This window comes from Maribacter spongiae, from assembly GCF_047345125.1.
In the GTDB taxonomy this organism is placed as follows: domain Bacteria; phylum Bacteroidota; class Bacteroidia; order Flavobacteriales; family Flavobacteriaceae; genus Maribacter.
This window is the reverse complement of sequence record NZ_JBLFEQ010000009.1, coordinates 1-13,250: the sequence shown is the minus strand read 5'-3', so window position 1 is coordinate 13,250 and position 13,250 is coordinate 1. Positions and strand designations below refer to the sequence as shown.

The window sequence follows — 13,250 nt, the reverse complement described above, 5'->3', positions numbered from 1 at the left end:
AAAATTCTCTTATTCGAGGAAATATGTGCAAGATTTTTTTTCTACGACATTCTCGTCAGCTCGCCGCAACAGCTAAAATTTTCTCTGCGAGCAAAATTCTTAGCCCTTGCTAACCTCTTGTCTTGTTTGAAGTTTTTTTGAACGTGTTCCTTACATTATGTAAAATACGGCACAAATTCTGAAGATTATTAATCTTAAGAATTTTGAGCGAGATGGCGCGCTGGCATTATTTTTTTCGATGTTTAAGCCCAACGCTACGGCTGGCTCACAAAATAAAATCCTCCTCAGGAGAATTCTATTTTATGCCCTCTTTTTTTCTTGATAAAAAAAGAAACAAAAAAATCAAGGCTTACGGATAATTTTGGAAACAATGTACGGCTCAGTCGCTATATTTTAGGATCCATTGTAACTCTTAAGACTGCTCTAAGGTTAAATAATCATTTCAACTGTCAAGAAAAATTGTAACCAGCCCCCTAAAATATGCCCGCTCCCCTCGCCTATTGTTTTACCAAAATTCTCTTAGGCCGTTTAACCTTGTACTTAAAATCCATTTTAATAACCAATAATTAATATTCCGGATAAGGGTAGCTTTAACCTATCACTTGTATAAAGAGTATTCAGAAAAGATATTACTTTTTCGAAATCTTTACCAGATTTATAGATATTTCGAACAGCTATAACTAGATATTCAATATCGTGCATTACCGAGGCTTGAAAAAGGTCTTTTAAAAACTGATAGTTTGCAACAGCTCTTCCAGCTTCTACTTCTAAAACCGTTTTAAATTCTTCATTTAAGCCGTCAGCCTCAAAATATTTATCAAGCTTCCCATTTCTGCCAAACAAAACAGGTACCTGAATTTTATCCACTCGTTTCTTTGACCTTTCAACTTCATAATTTATCGATTCTAGACCACTTCTTAAATAGGATAGAACTTCATCGCTTGAAAATTGATAATTTTCAGAATCAATCTTTTCAGCTTCATTTTCAAAAACCTCTACAACTTCTTTAAGATGGGAAGGAATTTTATCGGACTTTGGGAAGTATTGCCAGTTAATCATATTTATAAGAACTTAATTAGCGAATACTTGAGTTGAATTCTACTAATTTATCCCAATCAATTGCTCCATTTTCTAAACAAAAGCTTTCCGAAAATTCTAACGTAAACTTATTTAATATTTTAGAATAGGATACTAGAAACTCTTCATTCTTCTCTTTAGCTTTATACCCAATTGGTATAATTAAATCCTTGTACAAATTGTCATCATTTGAAATGTAAGTCCAAAATGATTGTCCGCAATATTTGTATAAATCCCCTTTCTTTTTGTATTCAAATCTCTTGGTGGATCTGCCATAACAACATCCGTTTACTGCGACAACATTAATTCCACTACCAGAAGTTTTTAACCTTCTTCTAGCAGAGTCAAAATTATCTATCATCTTTTTCCATGAACTGTCATTAAACCAATTAGGTCCTGATTTTATTGTTACAATATGTCTTGCTCCTTCCTTATCAAATTCTAAATCAATACCGTCTCCTCCAGACTTCCAACCTCCATAAACTTTATTATTTACAAATATTGCTAACCCTTCTAGCCAATCACCAAAAATTCCTTCTTCACTTGATGAAACCCATGCGTCTAGAATACCCTGAACAATATCAGATGCTATCAAGACGTTTTTTGCTCTAAACAAATAAGGATTTTTTCTTTTTAGAATGTCTTTCAACTTTAAGTCATCGAGCTTGTCTATTCTTTTTTGATGAAAAATTCCAATATTCTCCTCAACATAAATCTTTACGTCTTCTAAATTTAGTTTATTCATTAAATGACCATTTTAAATTGATTCATAACTTTAGAAGTTTGCAATTCCCAGCGTTCATCGTCTGTATTGCTATATCTTGAATATTTAAATCCTTGGTATTGAGTTGCAGGCACTCCGTTCATGTGGTCTATTATGGCCTTTCCTACTGCCTTGCCCAAACCGACGGGGACTGCATTTCCTATTTGCCTATACTGCTCAATTAAACTTCCTTCAATAATAAAACTGTCGGGAAACTGTTGAATTCTTTTATACTCCTCAATACTCAACGGCCTATTCTTCTCAGGATGAGCTAAGTCCGTAGCAGGCATTGCTGGGTGTGTTACTAAGGTTGGAGATGGTTTATCCCAAGCTAGTCTTCTAAAAAAGCCAGTTTTTCCACCACCAGAATAAAAAGATTTTCCCATAGCCTCTTTCTGAGTTTCTATGGGTAAGTTCTTCCAGTATTCACCTGGCCCTAACATTCTATAATATTTTAATCTTTTTTCAGGAAAATTAACATGATTCTCAGAATCAGTTTTCATATTAGAAACAGCATTTCTAAAACTTTTCCATTTTGGTAAACCGAATTCTCCATTTTCAGAATGAGTTGGTGTTAAATAAGGTAATTTTTCACCTGTTCTCGACGCTAAGATTATTACTCGTTCCCGTTTTTGCGGAGTTCCAAAATTTGCTGCGTTGTATAAATTAAAACTTACGCCATAACCATTATCTCTCAGAATATTTACAATGTTAAGTAGAGCTCCACCTTTTAATTCAGAAAAGTTTAAATCTTGGAATTCACTTCCTCGTTGATTGTGTGGTCTATGACTCAGAGGAGCTGATAATAATCCACGAACATTCTCTATTACGGCATATTTTGGCCGTAACTCTAAAATTCTATCTATGAAAGTTAAAAACACATTACCTCTCTCATCTTCAAACCCCTTTCTTTTACCTGCAGTACTAAATGCCTGACATGGTGGCCCGCCAACAACCAAGTCTATTTCATCGTTTGCTCCGAGACCAGCTTTCTCTCTTATTTCTTCGGCGTTATAATCCCTAATATCTCCAATCAAAGCAATATCTGGCTTATTTCGAGTAATCGTCTTACGACTTGCTTTATCAACTTCACAAGCAAGGAGTGTTTTGAAACCTGCTTTTTCAATGCCTAAATCTAGACCCATAGCACCTGTAAAAAATGAAAGAGCAATTGGTTCGTTGAAACTTATTGAATTTGAGTTATTGTTTTGAGATAAATTCTTATCCTCAGTTTTACCGCAACTGTTTGTTGATTTATAGTATTCAACCTCGCTCTCATTTAAAATCCAAGAACTTCCTAGTTTTTCACTAGGTAATTTGTCATATCGACATAAATTTCGAACTTGCTGTGGAGTAAGGTCTAATTTTGTTGCTGCTTCCTTGATTGTTAATTTGGTACTTTCCATTTTTTCGTCTACGAAAATATTTATAGTCCAAATATATAAAGACTTTTATTAAAATCATAGACTTATTATTCCATTCCACACACATTATGCTTCCCTCCTTTCGTCGGGTCGTATAACAAGTGTTCCATTACCCTTTCAGAAGAAACTTTTTAGAAGAAAAATTTAAAGAAGATTTAGTACCAACTACTTTGCTTTACCCAAGCAAAGTGTCATAATGCAAGACATTATGATACAGATTGGTCTGTGTTGTAAAACGGCGCATGCTTGCATTTTACATAATTGCAGATATGACCTTCGCGTCAGCGAATCATATCGTCAGCCATTATGTAAAAGCCGTTTTACTGGAATGGTTCTTAACGGCTGTAAGTCATAATTCTATTATGTAAAATATCCCTCACATTTCGAGCTTTTAAGCGAATTACCAACAGGGTCATCAACCTGTTTAATTTACGTAGCTTCAAATTTTCCACAAAGAATAAAATTTATTCTAAACTTCGATATTCCGCAACCCTGGCGACAAACCTATTCGTCTGTACTCATAATTTGCCGTTATGTAAAATTGCCGCGCCCAACCGCTAGATTGTTTTTAAAAAATTAAATGCTTTATGGCGTTCATTTCTAAACACAATTTGCCAACGCTTGGCCAGCGCCAAAAAAAGCAAAACCTTTTAGCTTTTTTGAAATATGCAATTTATGAGAAACTATCGGCCAATAAATTTTTCACGAATATCTCGTCAGATTGCCGCAACAGCACAAAATTTTGAAAATAAAATTTCTGTGCACTTGCTACCCACTATTCTTTGTTTGAAATTTTTCTTAGGCACTTCTAACATTATGTCAAATAGAATTATCGATTAGGGTTTAGATGGTATTCTGCTATCCAATCAATTAAGCCATCCCTATTGACTAAATCTAAAAGTTCTCCTTTTTTATTTTTTCTTTCTACAGCTGGTTTAGAAAAATAAGAAGTAGTTACTAAAATACCTTTATTAGCCTTTTCCGTTTCTATAACATCACAAAAACTTCTCACTATTTCCACACCAACGGTCTTCTTATGCCTTTTACATTCTACTAGCATTTTGAATGGAATTCCTCCTTGCTTTGTTATTGCTAAAATGTCGAACCCCCCATCTCTGGTTTTTTGCGATATATTAACTTCAAACCCCTTTGAATAAAGTAATTCTCCTATTACTTCTTCAAATTTATATGGGTCAATAGTGTAAAGAATTTCGTTATCATTATAAATTTTAGTGATAATTTCTTTGGTGTCATTATAAATTAATATTGTATCCTTTTCATCATATTCAGCTTCTTCAGGAGTGCTCATATGGTATTCCAACATTGATAATTCCTCAGCTGATACTTTTAATTCTTTACCAATATTTTCGAAAATTTCTGTAGATATCGGTACTCTAGTGAAATCAACAAAATCGGAATAAGCAAGATTTGTGCTAATTAAGTTTAAAGATTCAAAATTAGGTTTAATGTAATCCCATGGTTCGTAAAACCCCTTCAATTGTTTAGCAACTTGAGTTAATGGAGCTGTTGCCCTTAGCATATCTTCCTGAGTTTTTATAAGTTCTTGGGCAATTGGTTGCAGGATATTCAGATTAGACCATCTTTCTTGGTCTTTCTGGATTTTTTCAAGCATTTTAGCTACTGAAGGTTGAATTACAGGCCCAATTTTTTGAAGCCTTTCAAGGTCTTTAGAGATTTTTTTTTGTAACAGCGAAACTGATGGTTGATAATCTGAAATTTGCTTATAGAATTTATCCATGCGTGTAATTATTGAAACTTTTATCCATTAATTGGAAAATATCTTTTCTTTTTTTCTTGATAAAAAAGAAACAAAAAAATCAAGGCTTACAGATAACTTTGGAAACAATGTACGGGTCGGTCGTTAAATTTTAGGATCCATTGTAACTCTTAAGACTGCTTTAAGGTAAAAGAAATAATAGAGAAGTCAACTAGTATATTGTAACCAGCCCCCTAAAATTCTTAACGCTCCTCTCCCCTATTGTTTTGCCAAAATTCACTTAGGCCGGAAACCTTCCAGTAAACACTAGAATTATTTCAAATTTTCAATAAGATGATTTTTAATGTTTTTAGATTGGTAGTAACTAAATCTTGGTGGTAGTGCGTTGCCTATCAAAAGAGCAGCCGAAGTTTTTGAAATATCTACCGGTATTTTATAGTTCTTAGGGAATGTTTGTAAAAGTGCAGCTTCTCTAGCTGTTATACATCTATCCTCTTCTGGGTGTAAAAATCTACCTTTAGATGGGTTTAAACAGCCGCCAGTTATTGTTGATGAGTAATTTTCCCATTTTAATCTTCCATAAACATCGTTGAAACCTACATTTTCTTTTTTATGGCATTCGAGAATATATTCTTTAGGTAAATCTTTTCTACTCCCACCGTTCTTTGGAATTAATTCAATCATTCTTTGAATTCTTGGAATGTGGTTAGCAACTATCTTGTGAGCTTCGTCATCGGTATTTTCTATTTTTGGTAAATCACCAATAGCGTGTCTAACAGTTCTTTTTTGAACATACATTTTGCTAAGATCCAATTCCCCAAGTAGCGAGCCTACTAAAACCAAACGTTTTCTGCTTTGTGGAACTCCAAAGTCTTTGACATTTAAAATATCAAATTTTGGATTATATCCCAATTCTGTTAACTCTTTTACTACTTGTTTAAAAAGATAGTAATTGACTAGCCCTGGAACATTTTCCATCATAATGGTTAGCGGCTTTAATTCTTTTACAAAACGTAGATATTCAAGAATTAAATTATTCCTGTCATCTCTAACACTTTGCTTTCGGTTTAAACGCCTTACAGATGAAAAACCTTGGCAAGGCGGGCACCCCGCGAGCAAGTGCAGGGGCTTAGCCCCCAATAATTTCTTAATGTTTTCGGTATCTATTTCTCGAATATCGTAATCGAACACTCTTGTTCGAGGATGATTTTGTTTATATCCTTTAACCGCGTTTTTATCAATCTCGACTGAGGCCTTTATAACGAACCCTGCTCTTTTTAGACCTACAGATTGACCGCCAATACCGGCAAATAAGTCTACTGCGGTAAATTTTTGCTTATTCATTTCCAATTAATTCTAAAATATCTTTTAAAGGGCTATATCCTACGCTCTCAATATACTTTTTTGCTTCTGCCCACAATTCGGCACTAGGATTACCATAACGGTCTGAAAAGAAATTAATATATACCTCACCACTTGTGGCAAAAAACATCTCTCCTCCGACAATTGCTTTTTGACAACCTGTTATATTCGTATGACAAACTATTGGCTTATCCGTTCTTAATATATTTCTAGTAGTTTCTCTTAAAATTTTTATTGACACATCGTCTAGAACCCATAAGAAACATTTCTCCTCGTATTTCCCGCCATTTTTAATCATTGCTTCCACCTCTTCATCAGTCAACTCAGCATAATTATGTCTTGGTTTATTATTGTCGATACCATCATGGATATATTCTAGAAATTCACCATTATGCCCCTCCCCTTCTTTCAAGTCCTTTTCTATTGTTTTTCCCCTGGTATTTCTTTGAAATGGGATAATAGGCTCACCCATCAAATCTTTTTGTTCTTGACTCAATGCCGGCATTTACACTAAATTTTAATTAAACTTCTTGAAAGGGTATTTGTTAAGCTTTCAAGACCAAATTTTTTTGCGACTTCTAAAAAAGACAATGCAACAGTCGGTTCAAACTTTTTCGTTATTATTTCTGATTCATTAGTCATTAGATAACCCTTTTCAGGGTTCCAAAATATTTTTTCATTTGATTCGCTTAACAGTTGTTCTATAGAACTTTCGTTAATTCCGTTTTTTAGTTTTTGAATTATTACTCCTCTATCAAACATTTTTTCAAGGTATTGAATATCACTTACCTCTTCTAGATATCCTGATGTATTAAATTGAATCGGAATGCCCTGCATCATAATTTCATTATCAGAACGTACTCTACCAACAATCAGATTTAAAATGAATTCTTCTGAAGAAAATAAAGAATTTTTATTGTTTCCTTTGCCAAAAAGTTGAAACCTATCAGCATATTGGTCAAAGGATTCTTTGTTTAAATGCGCAGGAATAAATTGTTTAACCCCGGAATACACAAAAATAAAAGCTTTGGTTAATTCAATAATTTCCATCAACCAATTACTGGAATTATTATCATGCTCGCTACCGTATTCCCAATCATAAATTATTATATCTGGCAGAATGCCGCTATCTATATGACTTAAACATATTTCTGGATGAGTAAATCCTTCAATCGATATTTCTTTTTTTTGGCTTACTGCGTGATTTAATAAATATTTCAGAAGCCGTTGAAGGTTTTGCTCTCCTTTCCATTCCGCATTTCTTACTAAATAGCTAAGGTCAATAGTATCAATTGAAGAATCGTATTTATTGTTTTCAACGAACTCAGTAATTTTGGGTATGTTATCATCAATTACAAAAACCTTCATTTTTTAATCATTTTCTGGATTACTTACTTTAGAGAAATCCAACAAGAACTGGGCTCCATTTAAACCGGATAACCTATCTCCTTCTCTTACTAAATATATATCTCCCCTCTTCTTCATTAAGTTCAAATAATGTTTACAAACATAAAGCCCTAATCCACTAGGTGGGTATTTCAAACTATAACCAGGGGTAAACAAATATGGTAAAACAGATTCATCAATTCCTGGCCCATTATCCGCAACTATCAAAGTTCTATGTGAAGAATCCATTTCTAATTTTATTTCACGACTTAATATTTTTGGGTTGTCCATCCAGTAACAAGAATTTTCAAAAAGATTGGTCAAAATTTGATTTACGGCACCATATCGAGCGACAACTTTAAAATCTTGACTGACGTTGTATGAAAATGATATATCCAATTTTTCAAATCTCCTTTTAAACATTGAGTATACATAATCAATTGATTTTGAAATTTTAAAAGCGATAGGTTCTTCATTTCTTAGAGCACGTAATGGGCTTAATCGTTTTAATTCTGATTCTAACGATTTTGATGTTTCCTTTAATTCGTCTAGTTTATTTGTATCGAAATCTCCACTTTCAATTACTTCCAAAATGCCGTAGTAGAAATTAGAAGTGGTTTTGCTTATTTCATGCAAAGCAACTGCGATTCCTAGTCCAAAACCAGCTTGTTCAGTTAACAATTCTTGTACTTCTTGAATTTGTCCTAGATTTTTTTCTAGATTTTTTAAGGACTTCGAAAGGTCTACAAGATGACTTTTTCTCTCAGAAAGGGTACCCAAATTAGTTAGTAGCTGATAAGGGTCTTTCGTTAAATCATATTTATCGTGAATATTCGTTATAATCTGAGCGGATTCGGTAGAGAATTTTTTGACAACTTTAGTGTCACGAATTAAACCACCGGTCAATCGATTTAGTTCATCTCTTTTACCCATGTAGTCTTTTTCGACTAAAAAGGTTACTCCTTTAACCAACTCTTTCAAATCTTTAAAAGCACGATTTCCAATCATCCCTTCCCGATTTGTTTTATCGGTAATACTTATGTTTTCTCCCTGTTCGATTTCAACATTTCCTATCATATGATAGTAAGAAAGTCTTTTTGCTTGTTGAATTTGCCTTTGTCTAAGTTCTAACCAATCCGATTCTGCTCCCCATTCCGCAGAAAAAACATTTATCCCATCGCGATATACAGAAATCCCCCCATATTTCTTTAGAAAACTTAAAAAGTCATTGTCCAAATTATCCTTCCACGGTTTATCCCTATACCAAATATCAATATGAACATAAAATGAGCCACAATTCGGAATTCTCCATAATTTTTGATTGTTTACTTCTTCAAACCAAAAATCCTTATTTAAAACCTTTAAGTCTAAAATTTTATTTTCATGAATTATAGGTGCTAAAGGTATTTTTTCATGATAAGGCGGAGTGAATTTATAATCATAATTAAATACTCCAAATTCGTCAACAATACCAGATATTGAAAAAACCGGAGAATATTTCTTGTAATCTATTTTTTTATCTAAATTTTTAACTTGAAGACATTCAAATTTTGCGCTAAATGGAGAAAGTTGAACACTTGGATTAGGATTAGGGGTATTAAGTTTTAAAATTGTTCTATTAATCTCGTGAATTTCATCTTCATCTAGTTCAAATCCTTCTCTACCACCGTAAATAATTATTTGAGTTCCTGAATTAGTTTCACCATAATCTCGACTAGGTGACTGCCTAGTAAGTGAGATACCAACCGAATTTAAATTTTTGTACTCTTTTCTAACAGGGTTAAAATCATCCCAATCTATATTTAAAACATACTCATAGTCTTTTTCTGCTATTTTAGTCTTTATAGTCAATTTACTTCCTAGTCTATGACAGGCAAAACGTCCTACACCTTTTTCTCCGAGAGGAACTCTTCCTTTATGTTCTATTTTAAGAAGCTTTAGAAATTTCTCAAAAGCTTTCTTTTTACCTGATTGGACGGCTTGTGCTCTCTCTTCCCTAATTCTGTCTTTAATATTCGTTTTAATTGTAGAAGCGGGTCTGAGCCAACCATATTCAATATCAGTTTTACTCATTCCTTTTCCGTCATCTTCTATAACTATAACAGGACCATCATATTGATTAAATGAATATAAGTCTTGTGGAACATCAGTAAGCCCAGGAACTTTCTCGATTCTTACGCTACATAGACTTGCACCTGCGTCAAAACCGTTCTTAACTAATTCTAAAATCCCTACTCTTTCTGATGCAATTAACTGTTCTCCTAGGATTTGAACTAAATGTGCATCCGCTTGGAAATTTAGAAGAACCTTACCATCTAAGCATATTTCATCAAGTAAATCAGAAGGAACTTTCCTAACTGAATTTCCAGAATTATAATGAGGGTTTCTTACCTCTTCAATTATATTTCCTTCAGAATCCTTATAACTAATAGGTGCTGCAAATTCATTGTATTCTTCAATTTCTACAAAATAGAAACCTTTTTCTCTTTTATCTTCAAAAGGCGGTTTAACAATTTTGCCATACCCAAAAAACTCTCCTTTACCTTCTTTCCGTTTTTGAGGTTCATGGTAAATAAATTCTATTGGAAGGTCTTCAAATTGATTTAGATAAGACTGCGGGAAATGATAAAATTTTCCAACAAAATCATTATAAGTTGTTCCCTCTCGGTACTGGCTTAAAACTAAACAGTTTCTCTCGGACATTAAAATTATTCAAATCGATTATTGCGCATCGTGCTTATCAAAGATAAAGTATAAATTACAATTTTTTTTACGGAATCCATTCCATACACATTCCCACTTCACTCCTACCGTCGCTTAGGGCAAAGAGTATTCCATTACCTTTTGAAAAGAAAGTTTTAAAAAGAAAAAATCAAGGAAGATTGTAACAACTTTCGCTTTTAACCAAAGCTCAAGTTACATAACGCGGTACATTATAGTACAGATTGATTTATAAGTATTTCTGATTCAACATCTTAGCTGTAAGCTATAATTTTATTATGTAAAATATCCCAGAAAGTCTTCAACACACAATAAACTATAGTACTGGGGTCATTAAACATTTGTCTCTTGGGTTTACTACTAAATAAGAAAGATTCTGCTGTTTGTACAATAATTAGCCGTTATGTAAAATTGCCCTTAAACCGTTTAAAACATTTTTGAGATGAATTTTCAGAAAGTGTGGAGTCTAAATTATCGTTTTTAACTTAAGATCAAACATGATAATTGATTTCAATACTTCTAGTTAAGGTTGTTGTTTTATTCTTCTTTTTTGAATAGCTTGCCAGCAATATTTGCAAAGCTAAAACCAACTCCAAAATAGAAAGGATCTTCTTCTCCAGATCCTGTAGCATTTAAGTTAATTCCCCAAGTAAAAAAGAGTTTATTTCTAAAAAGGCCGAACATCAATCCTGCCCCAATTTCTACATCGTCTTGAGTATTAAAATCCAAGTAAGAAACATTAAGCCCAAATGAAGGTTCTAGCGCGTTTAGGAAACTTTCATTTTCATAGCCACTATTATTTCTAGTTAACAATAAAGATACTCCCGGTGCACCCTTGAAATTTGAAGGTGATAAATTTGAATCTTCCGAATCTGTTTCATTAGAATTAGTAGCTTGGTCAGGCTCATTAATACGGTTTACTAGAATAAAGGAATCAGCAATCTTGGTTTTCCAACCTGTTTCCCGTATTTCATAACTTCCAATTGGCACCTTTTGTCTATCATTTGTAATTTCACCGGAAATAGGGTCTTTTTGCTTCTTTTCAAGGATAGCATAAAGGTTAAGGGTGTTTCCTTCCTCAGCACGCTCTTTTCTTAAGTTAACCGTTGCCGTTTTTAACTCCTTATATAAAATTATGCTAGATCTTACGGATAAAAAATTAATCAAAGGTATCCGGTTCCGAAATAGTGCTTCACGAACCATTTCATAATTTTTATATCTATTTTGGTCATATTCTTGGTCACAGAACAAAAATCTGTCAATCTGTGAACCCTGCATGTTTTCCAATCTTTCAACATATTCCAGACCTCTTTGATATAAAAGCTTGATTTCATCATTTATTTTTTTGCTTTCCACGGTTTCAACTATAAAACCATTTTTTGTGCTGGAGTTACTTCCTTCTCTTAGAAGTTTGTCCAATTCAATATGAATGGATTCCAAGTTTGCATCGATATTCGCCAGAACCGTTCTGTCCAAAGAACTTAATGAAAGAAAAGCTTCTTCAGCTTTTTCACCTGATAAACGAAAGTTTTTTATGTATGAAGCTATCAGGTCAAGTCGAGAATTAAAATTATCAATACCATCGTATAGCATTCTAAGTTTCGATTCAAATTCAAATTTCAGGTTTTTAGTAATTGAGTCAACCTCTTTTTGCAATTGTTTCTTTCTATTTTGAGTTACGGGAGCTGGAGAGGAACTATCCAAATCTTCAAGAACTGGAGTCTTAAGGTTAAGTTTAAGGCCAAGGATTGATTTATTAATTGAGTTTATAGAATTAGACTTTAAAATTGGAGGTCTCTTTGAATCGTCAACCCTAGCAAGTTGAGTACTTGATTCCAGCTTCTGATATTCCTCAGATAATAATTCAAGATCTCTTATTTTTTTTCTGTAATTTACTTCATCAAAGTTGACTTTGCTAGCATCGTCTAAGGCATTTAAAGATTCAAGGAATAGGTTAACAAAAGTTCTTGAAATTTCAAATGGAGGTAAAAAACTTGTCCCTATTCCAAGTTCATCTTCACCAATTAAAGAAAAGGGCAGCACCTCAACAGGGTCAGATTCCTTATTAGAACTTAAGTTTCCAACAATTGAAATGTTCCCACTAAACCATGTATTATTTTGTAAGGCCTCTTTTTTAAATCTAATTTTTATATCGCTGTCTTTGTCAATGATTTTAACTTGCTTTTCTGCTTTTTGCGGTTTCTCTTCAAATTTCCAAAGAAGTCTTGGTTTATATCTTTTCGTTAGTTTATTAGGATTCACTTCGTATACCTCAATGTACTTTGTGGGGTCAGTATTATAGTTGTCAACTTGTTCTATGTTTCTTTCTTTTTCATAAGCTTGTCGTAATTCAGAACAATCGATATTCTGGGCATTTAATTGTAAAACACCTATAAGAAAAACTAAAGCAGCATACTTTATTTCTTTACGAGATTTATTCCATGAACTAAAATCGCATACTACTTTTTTACCGGGTAATCTAGGATATGATCTCATTGGAGAATATTTAAAATTAATGATTAGTTGATTTAATAGGTCTAGTGTAAATTTTCTTAAATAAGTCTAATTATACTATACCCTTTAAAGGGTATTTTTTGGGGGAAATAAGTTGTAGGAAGTCAATTCTTTGGAGTCTTTAAATATAGAAAAAGACTATTAAAACCCATTGTGCATTTTAAACAATGCTGATTTTAATGTTGTTTATATTTCTATCAAAGACGAACCTGTTAACGAACTGAACCATTGTCAAGGCAGTGATTTTGGACAGCACCCTTGTCTT

Annotated in this window: 9 protein-coding genes and 1 pseudogene; all 10 read right to left on the bottom strand. The window is 33.2% G+C overall.

The window, feature by feature from the left end:
• Window positions 1-552: 552 nt before the first annotated feature.
• Window positions 553-1,059 (bottom strand): hypothetical protein, encoded by a 507-nt coding sequence (locus ACKWB9_RS12555; RefSeq protein ID WP_414003370.1) that lies wholly within the window; start codon window positions 1,057-1,059, stop codon window positions 553-555.
• Between the two features lie 16 nt (window positions 1,060-1,075).
• Complete coding sequence (locus ACKWB9_RS12550; protein ID WP_414003369.1) at window positions 1,076-1,822, bottom strand: PmeII family type II restriction endonuclease; 747 nt, start codon at window positions 1,820-1,822, stop codon at window positions 1,076-1,078.
• Complete coding sequence (locus tag ACKWB9_RS12545) at window positions 1,822-3,246, bottom strand: DNA cytosine methyltransferase (RefSeq protein ID WP_414003368.1); 1,425 nt, start codon at window positions 3,244-3,246, stop codon at window positions 1,822-1,824. The genes ACKWB9_RS12550 and ACKWB9_RS12545 overlap by 1 nt, the downstream gene beginning before the upstream one ends.
• A gap of 847 nt (window positions 3,247-4,093) precedes the next feature.
• Window positions 4,094-5,023 (bottom strand): restriction endonuclease, encoded by a 930-nt coding sequence (locus tag ACKWB9_RS12540; RefSeq protein ID WP_414003367.1) that lies wholly within the window; start codon window positions 5,021-5,023, stop codon window positions 4,094-4,096.
• Between the two features lie 291 nt (window positions 5,024-5,314).
• Window positions 5,315-6,346: a DNA cytosine methyltransferase gene (locus ACKWB9_RS12535; RefSeq protein WP_414003366.1), complete on the bottom strand. Its 1,032-nt coding sequence runs from the start codon at window positions 6,344-6,346 to the stop codon at window positions 5,315-5,317.
• Entirely contained in the window at window positions 6,339-6,869 is a 531-nt protein-coding gene (locus ACKWB9_RS12530) for a hypothetical protein (protein ID WP_414003365.1), read from the bottom strand. Before ACKWB9_RS12530 ends, ACKWB9_RS12535 begins: the two co-directional genes overlap by 8 nt.
• A 5-nt stretch (window positions 6,870-6,874) precedes the next feature.
• Window positions 6,875-7,732 carry a hypothetical protein gene (locus ACKWB9_RS12525; protein ID WP_414003364.1) on the bottom strand — a complete coding sequence of 286 codons (858 nt, stop codon included), beginning with the start codon at window positions 7,730-7,732 and terminating at the stop codon, window positions 6,875-6,877.
• 3 nt (window positions 7,733-7,735) lie between these two features.
• Entirely contained in the window at window positions 7,736-10,453 is a 2,718-nt protein-coding gene (locus tag ACKWB9_RS12520; protein ID WP_414003363.1) for an ATP-binding protein, read from the bottom strand.
• A gap of 555 nt (window positions 10,454-11,008) precedes the next feature.
• Window positions 11,009-12,967, bottom strand: coding sequence for a hypothetical protein (locus ACKWB9_RS12515; RefSeq protein ID WP_414003362.1), 1,959 nt, complete (start codon window positions 12,965-12,967; stop codon window positions 11,009-11,011).
• Window positions 12,968-13,145: 178 nt separating this feature from the next.
• Window positions 13,146-13,250 (bottom strand): annotated as a pseudogene (locus tag ACKWB9_RS12510) (IS982 family transposase); the annotation flags it as partial.

Bases quoted from the DNA above. Each gene is read 5' to 3' on its own strand.
- ACKWB9_RS12545 (WP_414003368.1), bottom strand. From the start codon at position 3,246: ATGGAAAGTACCAAATTAACAATCAAGGAAGCAGCAACAAAATTAGAC.
- ACKWB9_RS12550 (WP_414003369.1), bottom strand. From the start codon at position 1,822: ATGAATAAACTAAATTTAGAAGACGTAAAGATTTATGTTGAGGAGAAT.
- ACKWB9_RS12515 (WP_414003362.1), bottom strand. From the start codon at position 12,967: ATGAGATCATATCCTAGATTACCCGGTAAAAAAGTAGTATGCGATTTT.
- ACKWB9_RS12555 (WP_414003370.1), bottom strand. From the start codon at position 1,059: ATGATTAACTGGCAATACTTCCCAAAGTCCGATAAAATTCCTTCCCAT.
- ACKWB9_RS12530 (WP_414003365.1), bottom strand. From the start codon at position 6,869: ATGCCGGCATTGAGTCAAGAACAAAAAGATTTGATGGGTGAGCCTATT.
- ACKWB9_RS12525 (WP_414003364.1), bottom strand. From the start codon at position 7,732: ATGAAGGTTTTTGTAATTGATGATAACATACCCAAAATTACTGAGTTC.
- ACKWB9_RS12520 (WP_414003363.1), bottom strand. From the start codon at position 10,453: ATGTCCGAGAGAAACTGTTTAGTTTTAAGCCAGTACCGAGAGGGAACA.
- ACKWB9_RS12540 (WP_414003367.1), bottom strand. From the start codon at position 5,023: ATGGATAAATTCTATAAGCAAATTTCAGATTATCAACCATCAGTTTCG.
- ACKWB9_RS12535 (WP_414003366.1), bottom strand. From the start codon at position 6,346: ATGAATAAGCAAAAATTTACCGCAGTAGACTTATTTGCCGGTATTGGC.